The organism is Vibrio sp. Isolate34 (assembly GCF_022397915.1).
Classification (GTDB): domain Bacteria; phylum Pseudomonadota; class Gammaproteobacteria; order Enterobacterales; family Vibrionaceae; genus Vibrio.
Window position 1 is genome coordinate 445,211 of the sequence record NZ_JAKEUO010000001.1, and the last position, 23,129, is coordinate 468,339.

The following is a 23,129-nucleotide window of genomic DNA, read 5'->3' on the forward strand; positions in this document are numbered from 1 at the left end:
CTTCCACTTTTCGAGATTTCATTTTGATGCCTAAATTTACGCTCATCTTTTCGTCTAAATTCATTCTGCTCGTTATCGCTCTGGTTGGGCTAGCGGGATGCCAGATTGAATCTGAACCTAAAAGTGTCCTTGAGCAGATTCGAGATCGCGGCGTTCTTCGTGTCGGCACCCTCAATAACCAACTCTCTTATTACATTGGTCCTGATGGCCCAGCTGGCTTGGATTACGAGTTAGCTCGTGAGTTTGCGCAGGAGCTTGGTGTAAAGCTTGAGGTTAAACCCGCTTACCGTCTATCTGGCTTATTCCCTGCGTTGAAGAAAGGCGAGATCGACCTTATTGCAACAGGCTTAACGCAAAATAACAAACTGACACGCGCTTATCGCGCCGCGCCAGCTTATTACTATGTAAGCCAACAGGTCGTGTACAAAAAGGGACAATGGCGCCCAAGAAACCTTGAGCAATTGATCAATTTTGAGAATGAGCGTCAGGCTGAGTTTGTAAAAGCACAAGCTGAATCAGAAGCTGCGGTATCAAGTGACACACTATCGCCATCTTTGGTTGTGGTGAAAGACTCGCACTTTGAACCAACACTTAAACTGCTGCAGAAAACACACGATGACTTTACCTACGATGCGGTCGGTAATGCTGACGTCAACGATCTACTAAAAGAAGTCTCGACAGGAGAGCTACTGTTTACCGTTGCAGATTCAATTGAGCTTTCATTGGCGCAACGTTTGTATCCAGATGTTGCCTTGGCATTTGAGCTAACAGAAGACCAACCTATCTCTTGGTACCTAAATAGGTCTGAAGATGAAAGCCTGTACGCTTTGCTGATTGAGTTCTTCGGTAACCTAAAACAATCTGGTGAACTGGCTTCACTGGAAGAGAAATACATTGGCCATATCGGCACCTTTGACTACGTTGATACTCGTGCCTTTATCCGTGCATTGGACAGCAAGTTGCCAAAATGGTTACCGTTGTTTCAGAAGTACTCGCAAGAGTTCGACTGGCGCTTGATTGCTGCATTGGCATACCAAGAGTCACACTGGAACCCTGTCGCACGCTCACCAACGGGGGTTCGTGGCATGATGATGTTGACACTACCCACCGCGAAGAGTGTCGGGGTAACAAACCGTCTCGACCCGAAGCAGTCGGTACAAGGCGGGGTTGAGTACCTGCGTCGTATCGTTAACCGAGTGCCAGATTCAATCACTCAACATGAAAAGATCTGGTTTGCACTTGCTTCATACAATGTCGGTTACGGGCACATGATGGATGCGCGTCGCCTCACGAAGGCACAAGGCGGAGATCCTGATGCTTGGGGCGATGTGAAAGACAGATTGCCTCTGTTACGACAGAAGAAGTACTACAGCCAAACTCGTTACGGCTATGCCCGTGGTGATGAAGCTAGAAATTACGTTGAGAACATTCGCCGTTATTACCAAAGCATCATCGGCCATGTAAATAAGCGTAATAAAGAACAAGAAGAGAGTCTTGAAGGGTTGATTGTCATCCCACCTTTAGAGACTTCTGGTGCTGAATCAAGCATTAGCGCTGCTGAATCGACAGTAAGCAGTTCGGAACCTTCGCTGTAGATACTAAAAGAGCAATGCCATTAAGCATTGCTCTTTTTTATTGTGCTTTTTATAACTGCGCGCAAAAGAATAAGCTCGACAAAAAGGCATAAAACTCGATGTGTCATATTGCAGTAACAATCGAACTTTATAACGGCACACCATAATCAAAATTACGCTCTGTTGCACTTCAGTGCTGGGTTTTCGCTAGAACTGCTCTTCTGGGTAAGCCAAGCGCGCGACAAGCCAAACAGACGAACAACACTATAATTAAATCGTTAGTCCAAACTACCAAGTCAGACGACAAATAGGAAATCATTGAAATGATGAAGAAACTGAAATCGAAGCGCCTTGATAAGACCGTTGCTGCAAACCGTCGTAAGCGTATGCTTTCAAATAACAAGAAGAAGATCATTTGGCGCAACCGTGCTTTCATGCAGATGATTGCTGAGTAAATTCAATAACCAAGTCATTTGTCACTGGCACTCTTGAGATTGAGAGTGCCTAAAGCTCGCTGCTATTTCTTATGACTGACCTTTTTGTCGCTACTTACCTTGTCAGCTTCTAGACTCTGTTGCTCCAACAGACGCTCTTGCTTTCGCTTCTCTTTGATCTCTTTTCTACGGCGCTTGAAAAACGCCTGCAACTGCTCACGACACTCTTCTTCTAATAGGCCGTGTTCAACATCGGCATAGTGGTACGAGGCTTGGCTTTCAAACAAGTTCAAGACCGTGCCCGCCGCTCCAGCTTTTAAGTCAGGTGCACCAAAGACAATGCGCTTTACTCGGCTATGTAACAAGGCTCCTGCACACATAGGGCACGGCTCTAGCGTGACGTATAAAGTGGTATCGAGCAATCGGTAATTTTCCAGAGCTTGCCCTCCTTTACGCAAGGTTTCGATTTCTGCATGTGCCGTGGCATCGTGGCTACCAATCGAACGGTTCCACCCTTCAGAAATAATCTCACCATCTTTTACCAACACGGCACCCACAGGAACCTCTCCCTCACTCTCAGCTTGCTTGGCTACCTCAATGGCGCGTCGCATGAAGATTTCATCTTGAGGGGTGAATTGATGGTCTGACAAAGGGGACTCCAGAAAAACAATAGGAACAAAAAAGGTATGCGGTGAAGCATACCTAATCTTGGTGGCTATGAACAACAAAGAGATAATGAACAATAGCCTCCATCTAGATGATTAACTATTTATTTAGCTTGCCGCTTCAACGACATCATTAACGATTTGCGTCGCTTTAACACTCACAATACGGTTGTTCTCGACCGAGGTGATTTCAAACTGCCACTGCTGGCACTCAACGAATTCGCCTGTTTCCGGTAAGCGGCCCAATAACCATGTGATGAGGCCATTCAGTGTTTGGAAACCCTCGTTTTCACCTTCTAGTTCCGAAAGCTCTAAGCGGTTCTTCAGCTCACTGAGGGGATTAACCCATCTACTAACAGTCCGTCTTCGACTTGCTCTGTCCAAAGGTCTTTCGGGTTGTTCGATAGCTCTCCGGCAATCGCCTCAAGAATATCGTAGTGAGTCACCAAGCCTTGCACATCGCCATATTCATCAACAATAAAGACCATCTCAGCACCTGAACCTTTAAAGTAGCTCAGTAAGCGCAACGCCTTCATCGACTCTGGAACATAGATTGGGGATTTAGAGAGCCCCATAATAACTTGAATACTTAAATTGCTCGCCTGATTCAGCAAAGCTTTGGCACCAACTCACCCACAACAATCGCGAAATAAGTAATACCAACAACGACGATCGCAGTAGACAGGATATTTGCTTGTGCAGGGTCGAATTCCCAGAGTTCAAGTTAAACGGCCAGTGGCGCAGATAGCGTCGCCTCACCCACAATACCGCTGAGCAGGCCGATTACTGTGATACCGATTTGAATAGTTGAGAGGAAGCGGGTTGGGTTTTCTTTGAGCTCAAGTGCAACCTGAGCGGAACGGTGTTTTTCGGCTAAGCGTTTCAACCGACTATTCTTTGCTGCTACCAGTGCAATCTCTGACATGGCAAACAGACCATTTAAAACAATTAACCCTACTAAAAGCAGAATCTTCATGTGGCTTGGATTTCCTAAATTTACCGGCCAACAATTAGCCGTAATCCGGAATATAAGCTGAGTGCGTTTAGTTGGGATATAAAAAGTTTTGAATATAAAAAGTTTTGGAGATGAAAAAACAGGAAAAAATAGCGAAAAAAAGCCCGCACATTTCGGTGCGGGCTTAGCAATGAATAAAGCTTAATTTTGCTTAGTTCAATCTTACATTGTGTAAGTGTAAGGAGCTTGGATACCTAGTGGGATACCAAGAGCCCAGTAAGCTAGCAAGAAGATAGACCAACCGATCAGCATAGCAATCGAGAATGGCATCATTAGAGAAGCTAGAGTACCGATACCTGTCGACTTAACGTAGCGTTGACAGTAAACAACAACCAGTGGGAAGAACACCATTAGTGGAGAGATGATGTTAGACACTGAGTCACCTACACGGTAAGCCGCTTGAGATAGCTCAGGAGAGATACCCACAACCATTAGCATTGGAACTAGGATTGGACCAATCAGTGCCCACTTAGCAGAAGCAGAACCAACAAGAAGGTTAACTGCAGCTGTTAGTAGAATCATACCAACAACCGTTGCTTCACCGGGAAGGTCCATCGCTTTCAAGCCTTCAGCACCGTAAAGTGCCAGCATAGTACCGATGTTTGATTGAGCGAATGCAGATAGGAACTGAGCACAGAAGAACGACATTACAATGTATGCGCCCATCGTTGCCATCGTCTCAGACATTGCTTTGATAACATCATTACTATTCTTGAAAGTACCCGCTACACGGCCGTAGACGATACCCGGAATAATAAACAGGATGAAGATCAAAGGAACGATAGACTTCATCACTGGTGCTGAGAACGCTGTTAGCTCACCTTCAGGCGAACGAAGTGCTGAGTTTTCAGGAACCAAAGCTGCGATAAGCAGACCAATCCCCGCAACCATTGCCCAACCAGCAAATTTGAATGCTTTAGATTCAATCGCCGTGAACGTACCTAAATCAGGAGCTTGCTCTGCATCTTCATCAACAGGAGTGTTAGCAAGACGAGGCTCGATAACCTTCTCTGTTACGTACCAACCGATACCAACGATTAGAACTGAAGATAGGCCAGTAAAGAAGATGTTCGCTAGAGGGTTAACCACGTATGCAGGATCAAGAACGTTTGCCGCTGTTTGAGTGAAGCCTGCTAGTAGCGGATCAATACCTGAAGGAATGAAGTTCGCTGAGAAACCACCTGATACACCAGCAAACGCTGCTGCAATACCCGCTAGAGGGTGACGACCCGCAGCGTGGAAGATGATACCGCCAAGAGGAATTACTAGAACGTAACCTGCATCAGCTGCTGTGTGAGACACGATAGCAACCAAGATTAGCATTGGCGTTAGTAGCCTAGCTGGCGTGAAGTTAAGCATCTTCTTAAGGCCAGTCGTAATGAAGCCTGAGGAGTCAGCAACGCCAACACCTAACATAGCAACAAGTACGATGCCTAACGGTGCGAAGCCTGTGAATGTGGTCACCATATTCGCTAGGAAGCTAGCAAGTGCTTCACCAGTAAGTAGGTTATTAACTTCTAGAGCAGCACCCGTTTGAGGGTTGATTAGGTCGAATGAAAGGTTCGACAAAAGTGCAGATGCTACCCATACGATAACTAGAGCCCAGAAGAACAGGATTGCTGGGTCTGGAATTTTGTTGCCGGCGCGTTCAATGAAGTTTAGAAAGCGGTCCATTCCACTGACTTTCTCAGTAGATGGTGCTTTTTTTACGGCTTGGTTAGTCATTGTAACTCCATATGTGATATTGTTTTGTTTAGGCCTAATATAAGTTTTGACCACGGCCTATTGGTACAGCACATATTCTATTTAAATCGCCATTAAAAAGCACAAGATTCCACCTAATTTTCCATAAATGGAGACATATTTTGCAAAAATACCATACAACAGCAACAATATAAAAACACAAAAAACACCATTCCATATACAGTCATTTAACCTGTACGTAAACAATGTCCGGAAAGTGGAAATTATCAGTAAAAGGAGTAGCGTAAGCCTTGGCATACAGTAAACGTTTGCTTGAGGGTCAATCAAACTCACTGTATTTGGAGAGCATAGTTTCTAGATAAATGCTTTGTGCGCGGTTCATACGATCTTGCCATGCAATTGTGACAGTAATGTTTTTCAATGCACCAGACAAAGCCCCGTTGGCATCGGTTACATCACATGCCATCGCATACGCAGAGCCCGATAAACCGGATAAGGGATATGAATTTGCTATGTTGAGACAATGCTTCGCCTCACTTAGTTCCGAGAAAGGAATAAGCCCAACCGCCCCACTCACATCCGACACGCGAGTTCGATAATATTCCATCTGCCTTTCAGCAAAATGCAGCGCCTCAACACTGTGGAGTGCAAAGTCTGATTTTTGTTCCGCATACACTTGCAATTTAACCAGCCCTAATGAAGCAACACCAATGAGCATAAAAGAGATAAGCACCTCAATCAGGCTGAAACCTTGTTGTTTAAAAGTCATTCCATGAGCCTCGCTTCCACTTCGCTTTCAAAGGAGCACTATGAGGATTGTATTCACCGGTATAATCTAAATTGATTGAACCCTGAATTGTCGATAGCCCTCCAGTGGAATCAAAAAACATCCCGCCTTTCGGGAAAAAAGAGGCAAATCCAATATAAACCGAATTGCTTTGTACTAAACCAGTGATAGGAATTGTATCTGGGACTTTAGCCCACAAGTCACTCAACAAGTCGGTATCAACATCGGGAGAGTTAGGGGTATCGAATATACTCATATCATTTAGATGATAAAAAGATCCATCAAATACGCTTGCGTTACCGTTCGCAACAATGCCGTCTTGAATCACCAGTGAGCGAGGTGTAACAACGCCAGGGATAGGCTCAACAACATTAATCGCAGGTGAATAAACGACGCAATCACCGATAACCCATACCTTATTCTCTCCACTTGAAAAGGCATCATTAATAGCTTTGCTACACTTATTTCCTTCGTACTCACCCTTAACTAAATCTATATGCTTGGGCGGAGATACAGTCCGATCAATCAGGTCGACAACATGGTAATCAAGCTTAATTTGGTCAATATTCTCTGATGTTTTAGGGACTCCAAAGTAATTAGAGAACGTATCGATATCAGGATCGAACTTGAAGTCTGACTGAAAAGAGTTTGAAGGCAATGCCCCAACAGAATCGATCGTTGCGTCACTGCTAATATCAGTGGTTGGTTGACAAGACTCAAAGGTAGGAAAAGGTGGTGACTCTGGAGTAATGGTCTTTAAACGTCCCCCTCCCTTTTTCTTATAGATGACACTATCTAGAAATCGAACTGAGACACACTCGTTAATACCATCAACAGCGGTAAGAGCGATATCGGGATTAATATCGATGTTGTGATCTGAAATAAATTCTAAGCTCGAATTGGTTTGCATTACTCCTAGCCCCGAAGCATCTTCAAAGCTAATCTCTTTGTTCAGCGATAAAGACTCTGAACTCGACACCAATATATTCGGTGTGAGGGCTTCTGATTCCAACGTAACGACTTTCGATTGCTGACAATGATCCATTAAATCATTGGGAATAGCAGTCAGGTCATTTTCGGCGATGTAAGTGAATCCACACTCTAAGCCACCTTCCGATCGCCAGTGGGCTTTGCGACCTTCGACCTCGTTTTGAGCCACTTTGATCTGATGAAAAACACTGCGGTATGAACCTAATGTCACCACTAAAGCACCAATTAAAAGCACCGACGTAATCAACAAGGTCACCACACCACGCTGGTTTCTATATATCATCATTGCCAGTTCCTTTGCTTAACGGAGACCGAAAGCGATTTGGAAACACCTGCGGTTGGAATTGACGCTGTAATGCTGATATCAGTGAGCGTGGTCTTGATAGAATTTTGCTCTAATGCCTGATAATTAATGTTGAATTCGTCCACTTCGATAAGGCTGTCATCGAACAATGAATAACACGATGTGACTTCATTGAATGAAAGAAGATCATCTGAAACAAGCATGCCTTTTTCACATATTTGTAGCCGAGTCCCATTCTTACGGTAAACGATATGTCGATGATCTTTATCGCTATCCGACCCTTCTCGGAAATAAACAAAACCCACCGCAACACCGCCACTTACTTGAATGGTGTTACTCGCGCCAGATAACTTGATTGAGTAACCGTTTGAGCCATCGTAACCCGCTCGTTGGATATCCTCTTTCATCACCTGCATAGTGCTTGTTAGGTTTTGTAACAGCAATAATTCAATGCCTTTGTCTTTGGCAATTCTCTGCCCCGTAATAAACACACTGCCGATAATCGAAATCGCGAATACGCCAATTACAGACGCCACCATTAACTCAATTAATGATGTGCCTTGTTGTTTACTAGGCGCTACCACAATCCGTTTAACACGCATCATAGCCATACTGCGCACTCGACTCACCGCACACCTTAATTCGCCCTGGGGGGCTGGATAATTTAACCAACAGCCGGTCTGTGGACGCTGTGTTTGGAGAAATATAAATCGTCCCTCTGGCTGGCCGTCCTCTCACACTCTCAAAGCTAATTCTTGCGCCTGTATAGTTATGAGAAAACGAGACATCTCGAAACGGTTGACCCGATAGCATCACCAGCGTTTCGCCAGAGAGATCTTCGGTCGGTTTCAGTAACAAACTCCACTCCCCTGTAGATTGCTCTTCATTTTTATCCATGGAGAAATGAACCCAAAGATCTTGATTCCTTTTCACCGATTCAGACTTAGCTTGAATTAAAAAACCATTCAACTCACCAGCGAGTCGCTGCATCTTGACGGTTTGAGTCACCGAACTAAAACTCGGGGCAGCCGTCGCTATCAGTATCGACAAAACCGATACCGTTATTAACAGCTCTAATAAAGTAAACCCGCGAGTCATTTCCCAAATTCCTATGTAATCTGATGCGTAACCGTATTTAATCTTGCGCCGATGCTACCACCAGAGAAAAATAGACAGAGTTATGAAAGGAAACTACTCGCGATGATTCGAAGAAATATATGCAACAACAACAACTTAAGCATTAAAGGGATGACATTGATCGAATTATTGATCGCTGTCGCCATCGTGGGGATACTCAGCGCTATTGCCTATCCAAGTTATACAAACCATGTAATCAAGGCGCATCGGGTCACGGCGATGGCTGACATGACAAAGATACAATTGGAGATAGAAACGCTGTACACGGGAAACTACGCGTCGGCAGCGGAGAGTGTTATTTCTGGAGGGACATGTTTGTTTTGCGATACGGATACCAGTCGCTACACGTTAGCAGTTTCGGCCAGCGCCACCGCCTATTCAATTCAGGCTGAACCACTTTCAACACAAACAAAAGATGATTGCTTAGATTCGACGACCGATATTTTGGAGTTGCACCACTCAGGTATCTCAAAACCAGAAGCGTGTTGGAAGTAACAAGGCAACCAATAAAGTGCTCTAGAATTTATCTGAGGAGTCTCGACTCTTTCTTCTCTGAGCTTATTTCCTCTAACCTACAGACACAAAAAAGCCTGCTACACGTGCAGGCTTTTCTACTGTTATCAAAAACTTTAAGTATCAATAATTTAAAGCATCAATAACTTAAGGTATCAACAACCTAAGTTGCTAAGTAAGGGATTACTTAGTTAGGTCATCAAAGAAATTTTTAACGCCGCTGAAGAAACCTTCAGACTTTGGCTTATGCTTGCTTGCCGCTTCGCCACCACATGTCTCTTCAAATTCACGCAGTAGTTCTTTCTGACGAGAGCTTAGCTTAACTGGTGTTTCTACCACTAACTTAACGATTAGGTCACCCACACCGCCACCACGAACACCTTTCACGCCTTTGCCACGCATACGGAACATACGGCCCGTTTGTGTTTCTTCTGGCACTTTAAGGTTTACACGACCATCCAGTGTAGGAACTTCAACTTCACCGCCTAGAGCAGCCATAGAGAAGCTTACTGGAACTTCGCAGTATAGGTTGTTGCCGTCACGCTCAAAGATGTTGTGCTCTTTTACGTGTACTTGTACGTAAAGGTCGCCAGCTGGAGCGCCTTGCTCTCCCGCTTCACCTTCGCCAGATAAACGAATACGATCGCCAGTATCAACACCAGCAGGGATCTTAACGTTAAGCGTTTTTGTCTTCTGTTTACGGCCTTGGCCGTGACAAGAGTTACATGGGTCTTTGATGATCTTGCCTTTACCATTACAAGTAGGACAAGTCTGTTGAACCGCGAAGAAACCTTGACGCATTTGTACTTGGCCATGTCCATGACAAGTGCCACATGTCTGTGCAGAAGAACCCGCTTTCGCGCCGCTACCGTCACAGGTATCACACTCAACAAGTGTTGGAACTTCTATTTCTTTAGAAACACCACGAACCGCTTCTTCTAGAGAAAGCTCCATGTTGTAACGTAAATCAGAACCACGTTGTGCACGCGCTTGACCGCCACCACGACGACCGCCGCCGAAGATGTCGCCAAATACGTCACCGAAGATATCGCCAAAGTCACCTTGGCCACCGCCGCCGAAGCCGCCGCCACCACCCATGCCGCCTTGTTCAAAAGCTGCGTGGCCGTATTGGTCATAAGCTGCTTTCTTTTGAGGATCGGTTAGGATCTCGTACGCTACTTTTACTTCTTTAAACTTTTCGGGAGCGTCAGCGTCACCTTGGTTACGGTCCGGGTGGAATTTCATCGCTAAGCGTTTGTACGCTTTTTTAATATCGCGCTCTGATGCATCGCGGCTTACGCCTAATACTTCGTAAAAATCACGTTTTGACATGTTCTAGGTCACCAAAATAATTGCTACTACCGAATGATCACTTCAGTAGTCTGTGTATCAATCTAGATAAAAGTTCTGACGGCTGAAACACCGAATAAAGCTATTATCTAGATCGACAAGTCTAAATACAAATTTACGGGCGTGAGAGTTACCTCTGACGCCCGTATATTTAGAAATCGAAAAACGACTTTTTCTAAGCTAAAACACGTTAGTTCAAGGAGAAGGCACGGACTTTCTTAACCAACCAAAAGGCAAGTGTAAGTGAGTACCTTCGACGCAGAAATCACGTGTTATAGCGACGAAAAATTATTTTTTGTCGTCTTTAACTTCTTCAAACTCAGCGTCAACAACGTCGTCGTCTTGCTTAGGTTGCTCACCCGCTTCAGCGCCAGCTTGCTGTGCTTGAGCTTGTTGTTGAGCAATTTCCATTAGCTTCTGAGCTGCTTGCATAAGTTCTTGAACTTTAGCGTCGATAGCTTCTTTGTCGTTACCAGACTTAACTTCTTCTAGTGCCGTGATAGCCGCTTCGATCTTCTCTTTCTCTTCTGCAGGTAGAGCTTCACCAGCTTCTTCTACTTGCTTACGAGTACCGTGAATCATTTGGTCAGCTTGGTTACGTGCAGTTACTAGCTCTTCGAACTTTTTGTCCGCTTCTTTGTTAGCTTCTGCTTCTTGTACCATTGCTTCGATCTCTTCCTCAGACAGGCCGCCTGATGCTTGGATAGTGATCTTCTGCTCTTTACCCGTCGCTTTATCTTTCGCAGATACGTTCAGGATACCATCAGCATCTAGGTCGAATGTTACTTCGATTTGTGGCATGCCACGTGGTGCTGGTTGGATACCTTCTAGGTTGAACTGACCAAGAGACTTGTTGTAAGTCGCTTGCTTACGCTCACCTTGAAGAACGTGGATAGTTACTGCGTTTTGGTTGTCTTCAGCTGTAGAGAACACTTGATCCGCTTTAGTAGGGATAGTTGTGTTTTTCTCGATAAGCTTAGTCATCACGCCGCCCATCGTTTCGATACCGAAAGATAGAGGAGTAACATCTAGTAGTAGAACGTCTTTAACGTCACCAGCTAGTACACCACCTTGAACAGCAGCACCCATTGCAACAGCTTCGTCAGGGTTCACGTCTTTACGTGGCTCTTTACCGAAGAATTCAGTTACTTTAGCTTGAACCATAGGCATACGAGTCTGACCACCAACTAGGATAACGTCAGTGATTTCACCTACAGATAGGTCAGCATCTGCTAGAGCTACTTTTAGTGGCTCAAGAGAACGTTGAACTAGGTCTTCAACTAGAGACTCAAGCTTCGCACGAGTCACTTTGATGTTCATGTGCTTAGGACCCGTCGCATCAGCCGTAACGTAAGGTAGGTTTACGTCAGTTTGAGTAGTAGAAGAAAGCTCGATTTTCGCTTTTTCTGCTGCTTCTTTCACACGCTGCATTGCTAGTGGATCAGTTTTAAGGTCGATACCTTGCTCTTTCTTGAACTCATCTACTAGGTAGTTGATCATGCGGTTATCGAAATCTTCACCACCAAGGTGAGTGTCACCGTTAGTTGAAAGAACTTCGAAAGTTTTCTCGCCTTCTACTTCATCGATTTCGATGATAGAGATATCGAATGTACCACCACCAAGGTCGTATACAGCGATAGTGCGATCACCACCTTGCTTGTCTAGACCGTAAGCTAGAGCAGCAGCAGTTGGTTCGTTGATGATACGTTTAACATCTAGACCAGCGATACGGCCAGCATCTTTAGTTGCTTGACGTTGAGCATCGTTAAAGTAAGCAGGAACAGTTACTACTGCGCCAGTTACTTCTTCGCCTAGGAAGTCTTCAGCTGTTTTCTTCATCTTTTTAAGAACTTCAGCAGATACTTGAGGAGCAGCCATTTTTTGGCCTTGCGCTTCAACCCATGCATCACCGTTGTCAGCCTTAATGATGTTGAAAGGCATGATTTCGATATCGCGTTGAACTTCTTCATCTTCAAAACGACGACCGATTAGACGCTTGATAGCGAATAGTGTGTTTTGAGGGTTAGTAACAGCTTGACGTTTCGCAGGTTGACCAACTAGCGTTTCGCCTTCTGTGTATGCGATTACTGATGCAGTTGTGCGTTCGCCTTCAGCATTTTCAATTACGCGTGGTTTGTCGCCGTCAAGAACAGCAACACAAGAGTTAGTAGTACCTAAATCAATACCAATGATTTTACCCATCAGGCCATCTCCGAAATATTTTCTATTAAGTTTTTGCTATACCCACATATGTGGGGGTGGTAATCAGGGAATCAACCCTAATACACAAAATTAAAGTGCAAATGTAATTTGCTTTCGTATGCACCATAGATAAGGGCTGCAAACTGGTTTTCAAGGGAATAAGTGAAAAAAATCTATTTTTTCGCGCATCTTTTTACATAAATATAAAAAGTGGCCTCTCCCTTCCCCCTTATAGCTCGAAAGTAGAGATATTCACGTATTTGCTATGCAAAGGAAATACCCGCCTTATTCTCTTTCACATAAAAAAAGACCTTCACTTGGAAGGTCTTTTTAAAATAGATGTTAATCGACATAGGTATCAGCCAACATCGATATCACTCGAATAATTATTGATTGAGCACTAATTGGTAGAAGCTTGCTTGAGTGTAGTCACCCGCTTCCATACCTCGCCATTCACAAGCAGAGCTCGACTTTTTCGTGTTGCACTGGTTGTAAGCACCCGCTTTGAAGTACATCCAATCTTGACCGTAGCCAAGGTCGATGTCGTGCCCCTGATATTTACCCTTTGCCAAATCAACATCATACGTCTTCACGACTGGGTCAGATGAATTTGGATTCTTAGTAAAGGTTAAGTGCATGATGTTATCTTTGATATTCACATCGTATGAGAACACTTCACCTAGCTTAATACCATCAACTGGGTCAGAACTGCCCTTCTTCAAATTGTATTGACCAAACACATCATGACGAATGTCTTTACGAAGTTTCTTACCGTTTTTGTCCTTCGCATCTTGCAGCTCTGGAGATGGGTTTAATTCATAGTTCCACGTTAATGAACCGTGCTCATGCTCTGGCAACTTGCGGTAAACAATTTTCAGAGGCTCGTTATCCGAACCATGGATTTGCCCGATAACCACAGAAAATGCACCTGTCTTGTTATAGTTACCGCTAGTACTGACTTGGTCGACAGAAAGCGTTGCCGTCWTTTGACCGCCGATAGAACCAAACTCTTGCGCATTGTCATGGCTTGAAATCGTGAAGTTATTATTTGGAGCCGAGTAGCTGTCTGCCAGCATTGCTCTAAGCTCACTACGTGTATTCTTACTGTTTGGTGTAGTTGGTGCGGTATTTGGAGCCACAAACACCATCGCGCCAGATTCTGCATCGGTGTAGAACCATTTCGGGTGAACATAAGGCGTTTCTACATTCGACAGTTCCTTCTTACCAATCTCTAGAGTTTTACCTTTACGGTCTCCCTCAGTTGTCAGCTCTGGTAAGTTAATTTTCCATTTCGATAAATCGAAGTTCTGTGCCGGTGCTTTTGCCGGATCAAGGTCAAACTGTTGACCAACATCGTGATTAGAAGCAAGAGCAGGCGCCGCTAAAAGGCCAGCAGTCAGTAGGCTAAAATAGGACAACTTCATTATTTGGTTTCCTTTATGTCGTCAGAATGTAGGTTGCCAGAACAATAAAATAATATTGTATTATTATATGTGATCTACGTTAAATATTGAAAACTGATGACCGATAAGGTGTCTATAAAAATAAAGAATGAGACTTAGCACTAACCAGAGGTCCTCTTTAACCAACGACACAAGCAACCCCGAGCACCCATTAGAAACAACAAAAAAAGCCCCGCTCTCATTGAGCGGGGCTTTAAGTTATCAAGTCTTAATTAGGAATTAAGCTTCTGCTTTCTGTAGTTCAGCTTCTTCGTTTGTTTCAACGCCGATTTCGCCTTCAGATTTAGCAACGATAGTATTAACCGCTGTGTCACCCACTACGTTAGATGAAGTACAGAACATGTCACAGATACGGTCAACAGCAGCAACAATCGCTAGACCTTCTGGTGGCAAACCTAATTGGTGTAATAGAACACCGACCATTACAACACCGCCACCTGGAACACCACCAGCACCGATAGACAGTAGCAGGATAGTTAGACCTAGAGTGAAGATATCAGCTGTATTGATTGGTTGACCGAATGCGTTCGCAACGAACATTGTCGCTAATGCGATGTAGATAGATACACCAGACATGTTCATTGTTGCACCTAGTGGTACACCAAAACCTGCTACTGACTTAGATACGTTTAGTTTGTCAGTTAGAGTACGCATTGTTACTGGGATTGTTGCATTCGAACTTGCTGTAGATAGTGAGAATAGAACTTGCTCACGAGTTGCACGTAGGAACTGCTTTGGAGAAATGCCAGTGAATGAACCAACCATCATCGGGTAGAAGAAGAAAATCCAGAACACAAGCATTGCAACCACAAGCGCCACATAGCCAGCAACTGACATTAGCGTGTCTGCATCCAGTGTTGCGCCCAGCTGAATCATCAGAGCAAATACACCGTAAGGCGCCAAGCTCATTACTAGACCGATAAGCTTCATCATGATTTCGTTAGCCATCTTGAATGTCTTGATAGCTGGACCACCACGAGAATCAAGCGCTTGAATAGCAAGACCTGTCAAAATTGCCATGAAGATGATTTGTAGCATATCGCCGCTTGCGAACGCTTCTACAGGGTTGCTAGGAACGATGTTAACAACAAGAGAGAAGATGTCTGGTGTTTCAGTTGTTGTAAGCGCAATAGTCTCAGAAACCGTACCCGCTAGATTCGCACCTGCACCTGGTTGGAAAATAAGACCAATCGTTAGAGCAGCTGAAATCGCAATGATGGTGTTAATAATGTAAAGACCAAAGGTTTTACCACCAAGGCGACCAAATGAACGGATATCTTTTAGTTCAACGATACCGCAAACAATAGATACATATACAAGAGGCACTACCAGCAACTTGATAAGTGATACGAACATACCACCAGCGCCTTCCGCAGCACCAAGTAGGTAAGTGTCAAAAATAGCGATTCCGCTGAATAGGTACTGAATAGCAGTACCAATAAGTAGGCCGGCAAACAAGCCTACAAAAATCTTACTTGAGAGCGATTTATCCATCGTTCTTCTCCAGTCTGTTGTGTTTAAAATTTGTACTTTTATAGTTATATATGCGACTAAAATCGCTATATGGCAGTGGATTTTACATACAAAGATAACAATTAAAAGTATTTATTTACAAAAACATTACAAATGTGACATCAAAACATTTCTTAATTAACAACCAGTTTCATAATATAAAACTCTAAACCGTTGATATGGATAAAATAAAAAGAACGACATTCTTAATGCGGTTTTGATGACTATTTACGTGGATTCTCAAGTGACGGGCACAAAAAAAGAGAGACATATGCCTCTCTTTTCATTTTACGGTAACCAGTGAATAATGTTGCAGCCCCTACTTATTCAGTAAGTGCGCCAGTCAATCACTTGGCGACTTAATTACTTAGCAACCATAACCATTGCAGGACGAACTACACGACCGTTTAGTTCGTAGCCTTTTTGCATTACGAACATAACCGTGTTTGATTCGTGATCTGGGCTTTCTTGGATAGACATTGCTTGGTGGAATTCAGGGTTGAACACTTCACCTTCAGGGTTGATCTCTTTAAGACCAAACTTAGCCACTGTGTCTACAAACGTTTTGTGCGTTAGCTCAACACCTTCAAACAAAGGCTTAACCACTTCGTTTTCAGCATCTGCAGCTTGCATTGCACGCTCTAGGTTGTCGATTACAGGAAGTAGACCTTCAGCAAACTTGTTCAAAGCGAATTTACGCGCTTTATCAATTTCTTGCTCGCTGCGGCGACGCATGTTTTCAACTTCAGCTTTCGCGCGAAGAACAGAATCTTGCTGCTCTTTCACTTTAGATTCGCTAGATAGCAGTGCAGCTTCTAGTTGAGCGATTTTTGCTTCCTGCTCATCAGCAGCGTCTTCGTTCAGCTCAGCAGCTTCCACTTTTTCTGCTTCAGCAATGATCTGATCTAGCTCTTCTTCGGTTACTTTGTTTTCTTCGTTGCTCATGATATCTCCAGAATTCGTTTTCAATGCAAGTGACAGGCGTGTTTGCACCCCAAATTGATATAAAACACTCGCATAGACGTTCAACTTGCCTTTATTATGGGGATGAAGAATTTTGATTCAAGCCTAATTCGTTTGGAAACGTTATGAAAAAGCCATTTGAAGTCATCGCCATTATCGGTAAACCTCGAGATCAGCAAGCAATTCAGACTCATAGAGAGCTCTATCAGTGGTTAAGTGCTGAGGGTTATCAAGTGTTTGTTGATGACAGACTCGCCACAATTTTAGACGATATCCCAAAAGAACATTTTTCTAGCCTGATTGAATTAGGTAAACGCGCCGATCTCGCGATTGTGGTCGGTGGTGACGGAAATATGCTAGGTGCTGCTCGAATTTTGTCACGCTTCGATATTTCAGTGATCGGTGTTAACCGAGGCAACCTTGGTTTCCTAACCGATCTTAACCCTGAAAACTTCCAGAGCGCGCTGACGGATGTGCTTAAAGGCGAGTTCATGGAAGAAGAGCGCTTCTTACTTGAAACTGAAATTCATCGCCACGGCCAAATAAAAAGCCACAACGCCGCACTCAACGAAGCAGTACTTCACCCCGGTCAAGTTGCCCACATGATCGAGTTTGAAGTGTACATCGATGACAGCTTTGCTTTCTCTCAGCGTTCTGATGGTTTGATCGTGTCCACGCCAACAGGCTCTACCGCCTACTCGCTTTCTGGTGGCGGTCCTATTTTGTCATCAAGTTTGAATGCAATTTCATTGGTGCCAATGTTCCCACACACGCTTTCAAGCCGCCCACTGGTAGTCGATGGCAAGCGCCGCATCAAGCTGATCGTATCGCCTGATAACCGCGGCACTCAAGAAGTCAGCTGCGATGGTCAAATCTCGCTACCTGTGTCTCCGGGCGACGAGATCCACATTTACCAAAGCCCAAATGTGCTCAAGCTGATCCACCCGAAAGACTACAACTACTACCATGTCCTACGTAACAAACTGGGCTGGTCGAGTAAGTTGTTTTAACTAAACGACTCTAGCAATAACCGAAAATTTTAAAGGCTGACGACATTCGTCAGCCTTTTTTATTTCCCACTGAACGCCCGTCGGCTCTCACTTCTCGTCAATTTGCTTATACCGTCATTCCCAAGAGGGAGGAACGACTGAGTTGGGAATCTATAGTGCTTTCAGTGATCTACACACAAGTTCAATTCTGAGAGCTATCGCAAAAAATTTTCAACTGTCGACTTTACTGTATAAAGAAACAGTATATACTGAACTTATATACAGTATTGTTCAGTTATACAGGTAAATAAAAATGCTGGCTCATTTAAGTGTTAATAATTTCGCTATTGTTAAGTCTTTACAGCTAGAACTCTCTAAAGGCATGACAACAATCACCGGGGAAACTGGTGCGGGTAAATCTATCGCTATCGATGCTTTAGGCTTATGTCTTGGAGGAAGATCAGATGCAGGAATGGTTAGACAAGGTGAAGAGAAAACCGAAGTCAGTGCCGCTTTTTTACTTGAGAACAATCTGCATGCAACTCGCTGGTTAGAAGACAACGAATTGCTTGATGGCGGTGAATGCATCCTACGCAGAACTATCTCTAAAGAAGGTCGCTCTCGTGCATTCATCAATGGTAGCCCGGTTCCTCTTTCACAATTGAAATCACTTGGCCAGCTGCTGATCAACATTCATGGTCAACATGCTCATCACCAGTTAATGAAGAGCGACTACCAAATGGCCATGCTTGATCAATACGCAGGCCACTTGAACCTATTGAAGTCGACACGTAACGCTTACCAAGCATGGCGACAAGCAGATAACCATCTAAAAGAGTTGCGTGAAAACAGCCAACAAAACCAAGCTCAAAAACAGCTTCTTGAATATCAAATCAAAGAGCTAAACGAGTTATCTATTGGAGAGGATGAATATGAAGAGCTCGAACAAGAGCATAAGCGCCTCTCCAATAGCGGAGAATTGGCCTCAACCTGCCAACAAGCTATCGAACTTATTTATGAAGGTGAAGAAGTTAATGCGCTTGGTATTCTGCAATCGGCCAATCACTCCCTAATTCAACTTGCCGATTTAGATGAAAGACTAGCTGAGCTACCAAATCTACTCTCTGAAGCCATCATTCAGATTGAAGAAACCAATAGCGAGTTAAGAAGTTACCTAGACAGCATTGATGTCGACCCTGCTCGCATGGCTTACGTAGAAGAACGCTTCTCAAAAGTGATGTCGATGTCGCGTAAACACCACGTGTTGCCAGAAGAACTTTATAAGCACCATCAAGACTTGCTACAACAAGTCGAAGCGCTGGATTGCTCTGATGAAAAGCTGGATGAATTAGCTAACGAAGTTGAGAGCCAATACCAGTCGTTCGTGGCGAAATCCGAAAAGCTGCATAAATCACGTACTCGTTACGCAAAAGAGCTGAACAAACTGATCACGCAAAGCATGCACGAACTCAGCATGGAAAAGGCGCAGTTTGCTATTGAAGTGAACAACACCAATACACACCCATCGCCACTGGGTATGGATAACGTGACCTTCATTGTGTCCACCAACCCAGGCCAACCGATGCAGCCAATTGCTAAAGTAGCCTCTGGTGGTGAGCTATCGCGTATCTCACTCGCGATTCAGGTAATCACGGCACAGAAAGTCGACACACCAAGTCTGATTTTCGATGAAGTCGATGTGGGTATCAGTGGACCAACTGCTGCGGTTGTCGGAAAAATGCTACGTACATTAGGTGAATCAACTCAGGTGATGTGTGTGACTCACTTACCTCAAGTAGCAGGTTGTGGTCACCAACAACTGTTCGTTGCCAAGAATACCAAGTCAGGTAAAACAGAGACGCAAATGCACACGCTTGATGAGCAACAACGTATTTCTGAGCTTGCTCGCCTGCTTGGTGGCAGCCAAATTACAGAATCGACCCTTGCCAACGCAAAAGAGTTATTAATCGCAGCTTAGGTCAAATATTCAGCAAATCTCTGATAATTTACCGAAAATTCTTGGCAATTTTGCAACTAAATTCAAAATTGCCAGTCATAACAAGCTCAAAGCGCAAGGAGCTTTTTACTTCTTGCTGGAGCTTGTTTATTATCAGGCAGTATTTTAGCGAAGAAAGATCTCAAACTATGCGAATTAAAAAGTGGTTAGTTGCAGTTCCACTTGCACTAACAATGTTGACCGGTTGCTCTCTACTAGAGAAGTTGGTTTATCGAATTGACATCAATCAGGGTAACTATGTTGAACAAGAAGCTGTCGACCAGCTCAAGTTTGGCATGACAAAAACACAAGTTCGTTACGTTATGGGCTCACCTATGCTTATCGAAAATGGCTACCCAGATACGTGGTACTACATTTACCACCATCAAAAAGGTCACAACGACCCTATTCAGAAAAACCTTGTCGTGAACTTTGATGCTACAGGCACTCTAGTAACGATCAATGGTGATTTTGAAGCCAGTGATGAGTTCTTCGAAAGCCTTCGCTAGCTTTCCAGTCAACAAAGCTCTCAGCTAACAAAGCTACTAGTAGACAAAAATAGATCACAAAAGCCTGCTCACATGAGCAGGTTTTTTTAATATCTGCTAACAAATTAGACTGTAGACTGTATTGTCTAACCAACAGATGCAAAAAAAAGCTCGCCAATGCGAGCTTCTTTATCATTCAAATTTGTCTAGCATTACGATTTAGCTGCGGCCGCTTTTGCTTGTTCTGCACGCTTGCGGCGAATCTCTTTTGGATCAGCTAACAGAGCACGATAGATTTCGATACGGTCTTTATCACGAACCGTTGCATCTAACTTCACGTTACGGCTGAATACACCAACCTTGTTCTTAGCCAAGTCGATCTCTGGGTACAGTTCCAAAACACCAGACTGCGCGATGATCTCTTCAACGGTCGCGTTCTTGTTCACAACTAAGGTAAACACACGCTGCTCGTGTGGAAGCGCAAACACAACTTCTACGTGGATCATATCTGATTCAATAGTCATGGCTTAGTAAACCTGTTTCGCTCGTTGAGTAAAAGCACTGACCATATTGCTCGTCAGCTCATTGAAAATCTTACCAAAAGCCATTTCAATCATACGGCTAGAAAATTCAAACTCCAACTTAAGCTCAACCTTACACGCTTGGTCGTCAAGAGGAGTAAAGTACCAACCACCCTTCAGTTTCTTGAATGGGCCGTCCACCAGCTCCATCAAGATCTCAGCACCATCCGCTAAGCGATTCGACGTTGTAAATGTTTTGCTTATACCGGCTTTAGAGACATCAACCGAAGCCACCATAATTGAATCTGAAGATTCGATCACACGTGAACCAGAACATCCTGGCAAAAACTCAGGATAACGAGCAACATCATTGACCAAGCTGAACATCTGGTCGGCACTAAAAGATACTAATGCTGAACGAGTAACCTTTGGCATATAGACTCCTGTTAAAGACAGCGTTACATTAACACAAACTGCAATTTTAATTGTATTGGGCCAGAGCGCAAATAAAAAGGATTCCCCATCTAGGGCGCATTCCGTATAATGAGGCCATTATGGCAAAGAATAAATCAAAATCAAAAGCCGGTAGTAATACCATTGCGCTTAATAAGAAAGCTCGCCACGAATATTTCATCGACGATGAGATAGAAGCGGGGCTTGAGCTACAAGGCTGGGAAGTAAAATCCCTACGTGAAGGCAAAACCAATATCGCAGAAAGCTACGTTTACATCCGAGATGGCGAAGCATTCATCAGTGGTATGACGATCACTCCGCTTACTCAAGCGAGTACTCATATCGTGGCGAACCCAACACGTATCCGTAAACTCCTTATGTCGAGAAAAGAACTCGACAACCTTATCGGTCGTATTAACCGTGAAGGCATGACACTTGTCGCAACCGCACTTTACTGGTCTCGCTCTTGGGCGAAGATTAAAGTTGGCGTAGCGAAGGGTAAAAAACTGCACGATAAACGTACTGATATGAAAGAAAAAGATTGGGCGAGAGATAAAGCACGAATTATGAAGAGTAATTTGCGTTAATTTTAAGCACTTAAACGCACAGTGCTAGACAGGTTAAGCTTTTCTGGTACTATGCAAATAACACTTGGGGCTGATTTAGGATTCGACAGGAATTTTGAAGTCTGAGGTGCATGCCGTGGGGCGGTTGGCCACGTAAAAAGCCGCAAAAAAATAGTCGCAAACGACGAAAACTACGCACTAGCAGCTTAATAACCTGCTCAGAGCTCTCTTACCCTAGCTTCCGCTCGTAAGACGGGGACCAATAAGAGATCAAACCCAAACTAGCTAGCGTGGCTTCTCCCACCTGAGAGGAAAAGCGCGAATTATAATTCAGGTTAGCCTTTAACTAGCGTGTCGGTTCGCAGGTTGCTGGTGAAATTAAAGATCGACTAAGCATGTAGTACCAATGATGAATGATTTTTGGACGCGGGTTCAACTCCCGCCAGCTCCACCAAACGTTTGGAAAGGGCGGTAACTCACTGAGTTATCGCCCTTTTTGTTTCTAAGCTATGAGTTTTTGCAGTTTGGTACTAAAAGTAGGTACTAAACATGCGCTATGTCAAACTGAGCAAAACTGGAATCTGGATATTTAGATTTCAGCTCCCAAAATCAAAGCGTCATCATTTCGAAAATAGATATGAGGTGAAAAAGCACCTCAAGGCCACCACCAAAGACTAAACATAGTCCATTTAAATGCCTAGAGGACTATAAGGCATACAAATCCTCATACATATCTAATAAGTCCATCATGGGTGCTGTAGCCAAATGTAAGTTGGTTCTTATACTTTCAGGACAAGACCACATATCGACAATACGCAGAGCCGGTGCTGAACGAGTTAGACAGCTGCTAACAAAACTTCCATCTAATATTAAAAAACACCGCCAATTTACTGGACTTTCACCTTCTCAAGCCATTACCCTTAATGAGAAGCTTCAGCTTCCAACTATTTCTCAAAACAGTGTAAAAGACTATATCCAGAAAGCATCTTCATTTTTTGAATGGTGTGTTCAAATGGAGCTAACAGACGAAAATCCGTTTAAAGGTTTTAAGTTTCGTAGTGATAAGAAGATAAGCCAATCAAAGCATGCTTACTCTAATGAAGACCTTAGAAAACTGTTCAGCTCTTCCATTTACTTAAACCACGACTTCAAACACCCTGTTACTCTTGGAGAGATGCACGAGCAGAGATAGAGTTCATTATCGCGGACGAGCTAGATCGTATCATTCCTGTTGAAGTAAAAAGCGGAAAACGCACTCGGGCAAAATCACTGCAATCCTATATCGAGAAGTGCAGCCCTCACAAAACCATTAAGCTGACGGAAGCTCAAGGATCTCCAGCATCAGAAACAGAAACAGAACACATTGATATTCCTTTGTACTGCATACACGGAATACTTACCTAAACACCTGAGTGTGAAGGCTCGAGATATCAGTGTGTGCTAGCGTATTTTCTAGAGGTTGCCACTTACGAGCGTCACTGAAGCTTAAGCAATAAAAACTTC

The 23,129-nt window shown here is 43.9% G+C and carries 21 protein-coding genes, 1 other RNA gene and 2 pseudogenes; 10 read left to right on the top strand and 14 right to left on the bottom strand.

Annotated features, from left to right (window positions below; genetic code table 11):
* Nucleotides 1–26: 26 nt before the first annotated feature.
* Nucleotides 27–1,595, top strand: coding sequence for a membrane-bound lytic murein transglycosylase MltF (gene mltF, locus L1D22_RS02095; protein WP_239828541.1), 1,569 nt, complete (start codon nt 27–29; stop codon nt 1,593–1,595).
* A 302-nt stretch (nt 1,596–1,897) separates the two neighbouring features.
* Nucleotides 1,898–2,029, top strand: coding sequence for a hypothetical protein (locus tag L1D22_RS22280; RefSeq protein WP_017059878.1), 132 nt, complete (start codon nt 1,898–1,900; stop codon nt 2,027–2,029).
* A gap of 62 nt (nt 2,030–2,091) precedes the next feature.
* On the opposite strand, the gene tadA is transcribed toward L1D22_RS22280, so the two are convergent.
* The 7 genes and pseudogenes from tadA to L1D22_RS02130 all read right to left on the bottom strand — a co-directional run bounded on the left by tadA (nt 2,092) and on the right by L1D22_RS02130 (nt 8,571).
* Entirely contained in the window at nt 2,092–2,658 is a 567-nt protein-coding gene (tadA, locus tag L1D22_RS02100) for a tRNA adenosine(34) deaminase TadA (RefSeq protein WP_239828542.1), read from the bottom strand.
* Nucleotides 2,659–2,781: 123 nt separating this feature from the next.
* Nucleotides 2,782–3,649: pseudogene (locus tag L1D22_RS02105) on the bottom strand (CNNM domain-containing protein).
* A gap of 201 nt (nt 3,650–3,850) precedes the next feature.
* The gene (locus L1D22_RS02110; RefSeq protein WP_239828543.1) at nt 3,851–5,413 is read right to left on the bottom strand and encodes an AbgT family transporter; all 1,563 of its coding nucleotides are present in this window, start codon (nt 5,411–5,413) and stop codon (nt 3,851–3,853) included.
* Nucleotides 5,414–5,711: 298 nt separating this feature from the next.
* Nucleotides 5,712–6,161: a prepilin-type N-terminal cleavage/methylation domain-containing protein gene (locus L1D22_RS02115; protein ID WP_239828544.1), complete on the bottom strand. Its 450-nt coding sequence runs from the start codon at nt 6,159–6,161 to the stop codon at nt 5,712–5,714.
* Nucleotides 6,151–7,455 (bottom strand): hypothetical protein, encoded by a 1,305-nt coding sequence (locus L1D22_RS02120; RefSeq protein WP_239828545.1) that lies wholly within the window; start codon nt 7,453–7,455, stop codon nt 6,151–6,153. The genes L1D22_RS02115 and L1D22_RS02120 overlap by 11 nt, the downstream gene beginning before the upstream one ends.
* Complete coding sequence (locus tag L1D22_RS02125) at nt 7,452–8,084, bottom strand: pilus assembly protein PilW (RefSeq protein WP_239828546.1); 633 nt, start codon at nt 8,082–8,084, stop codon at nt 7,452–7,454. Before L1D22_RS02125 ends, L1D22_RS02120 begins: the two co-directional genes overlap by 4 nt.
* Complete coding sequence (locus tag L1D22_RS02130; protein WP_239828547.1) at nt 8,065–8,571, bottom strand: GspH/FimT family pseudopilin; 507 nt, start codon at nt 8,569–8,571, stop codon at nt 8,065–8,067. The genes L1D22_RS02125 and L1D22_RS02130 overlap by 20 nt, the downstream gene beginning before the upstream one ends.
* A gap of 102 nt (nt 8,572–8,673) precedes the next feature.
* Between L1D22_RS02130 and L1D22_RS02135 the strand changes: the two genes are divergently transcribed.
* The gene (locus L1D22_RS02135; RefSeq protein WP_132762724.1) at nt 8,674–9,105 is read left to right on the top strand and encodes a type IV pilin protein; all 432 of its coding nucleotides are present in this window, start codon (nt 8,674–8,676) and stop codon (nt 9,103–9,105) included.
* Nucleotides 9,106–9,306: 201 nt separating this feature from the next.
* On the opposite strand, the gene dnaJ is transcribed toward L1D22_RS02135, so the two are convergent.
* From dnaJ to grpE, 5 genes are all read right to left on the bottom strand, one after another.
* A complete protein-coding gene (gene dnaJ, locus L1D22_RS02140; protein WP_210473757.1) occupies nt 9,307–10,455 on the bottom strand; it encodes a molecular chaperone DnaJ in 1,149 nt (382 codons plus the stop codon).
* 306 nt (nt 10,456–10,761) lie between these two features.
* A complete protein-coding gene (gene dnaK / locus L1D22_RS02145; protein ID WP_239828548.1) occupies nt 10,762–12,675 on the bottom strand; it encodes a molecular chaperone DnaK in 1,914 nt (637 codons plus the stop codon).
* A gap of 386 nt (nt 12,676–13,061) precedes the next feature.
* Nucleotides 13,062–14,099 carry a polysaccharide lyase family 7 protein gene (locus tag L1D22_RS02150; protein WP_239828549.1) on the bottom strand — a complete coding sequence of 346 codons (1,038 nt, stop codon included), beginning with the start codon at nt 14,097–14,099 and terminating at the stop codon, nt 13,062–13,064.
* A gap of 258 nt (nt 14,100–14,357) precedes the next feature.
* Nucleotides 14,358–15,632, bottom strand: coding sequence for a dicarboxylate/amino acid:cation symporter (locus L1D22_RS02155; RefSeq protein ID WP_017629404.1), 1,275 nt, complete (start codon nt 15,630–15,632; stop codon nt 14,358–14,360).
* Nucleotides 15,633–16,013: 381 nt separating this feature from the next.
* Nucleotides 16,014–16,595, bottom strand: coding sequence for a nucleotide exchange factor GrpE (gene grpE / locus L1D22_RS02160; RefSeq protein ID WP_239828550.1), 582 nt, complete (start codon nt 16,593–16,595; stop codon nt 16,014–16,016).
* Between the two features lie 143 nt (nt 16,596–16,738).
* Between grpE and nadK the strand changes: the two genes are divergently transcribed.
* The 3 genes from nadK to bamE all read left to right on the top strand — a co-directional run bounded on the left by nadK (nt 16,739) and on the right by bamE (nt 20,107).
* Complete coding sequence (gene nadK, locus L1D22_RS02165) at nt 16,739–17,623, top strand: NAD(+) kinase (RefSeq protein ID WP_017066747.1); 885 nt, start codon at nt 16,739–16,741, stop codon at nt 17,621–17,623.
* Between the two features lie 292 nt (nt 17,624–17,915).
* A complete protein-coding gene (recN, locus tag L1D22_RS02170) occupies nt 17,916–19,580 on the top strand; it encodes a DNA repair protein RecN (protein ID WP_239828551.1) in 1,665 nt (554 codons plus the stop codon).
* Nucleotides 19,581–19,747: 167 nt separating this feature from the next.
* The gene (gene bamE / locus L1D22_RS02175) at nt 19,748–20,107 is read left to right on the top strand and encodes an outer membrane protein assembly factor BamE (protein WP_009848326.1); all 360 of its coding nucleotides are present in this window, start codon (nt 19,748–19,750) and stop codon (nt 20,105–20,107) included.
* Between the two features lie 191 nt (nt 20,108–20,298).
* Here bamE and L1D22_RS02180 read toward each other — a convergent pair whose 3' ends face one another.
* Together L1D22_RS02180 and L1D22_RS02185 are read right to left on the bottom strand one after the other, a co-directional pair.
* Nucleotides 20,299–20,610, bottom strand: coding sequence for an RnfH family protein (locus L1D22_RS02180; RefSeq protein WP_004735158.1), 312 nt, complete (start codon nt 20,608–20,610; stop codon nt 20,299–20,301).
* A gap of 3 nt (nt 20,611–20,613) precedes the next feature.
* Complete coding sequence (locus L1D22_RS02185; RefSeq protein WP_239828552.1) at nt 20,614–21,042, bottom strand: SRPBCC family protein; 429 nt, start codon at nt 21,040–21,042, stop codon at nt 20,614–20,616.
* A 119-nt stretch (nt 21,043–21,161) separates the two neighbouring features.
* On the opposite strand from L1D22_RS02185, the gene smpB reads away from it, so the two are divergent.
* The 4 genes and pseudogenes from smpB to L1D22_RS02205 form a co-directional block, all read left to right on the top strand.
* Nucleotides 21,162–21,647: an SsrA-binding protein SmpB gene (gene smpB, locus L1D22_RS02190; protein ID WP_004735156.1), complete on the top strand. Its 486-nt coding sequence runs from the start codon at nt 21,162–21,164 to the stop codon at nt 21,645–21,647.
* A 66-nt stretch (nt 21,648–21,713) separates the two neighbouring features.
* Nucleotides 21,714–22,080: a transfer-messenger RNA gene (gene ssrA / locus L1D22_RS02195) on the top strand.
* A gap of 294 nt (nt 22,081–22,374) precedes the next feature.
* Nucleotides 22,375–22,818, top strand: coding sequence for a hypothetical protein (locus tag L1D22_RS02200; RefSeq protein ID WP_239828553.1), 444 nt, complete (start codon nt 22,375–22,377; stop codon nt 22,816–22,818).
* Nucleotides 22,782–23,070, top strand: a pseudogene (locus tag L1D22_RS02205) (AAA family ATPase); the annotation flags it as partial. The gene L1D22_RS02200 and the pseudogene L1D22_RS02205, both read left to right, overlap by 37 nt.
* Between the last annotated feature and the right edge of the window lie 59 nt (nt 23,071–23,129).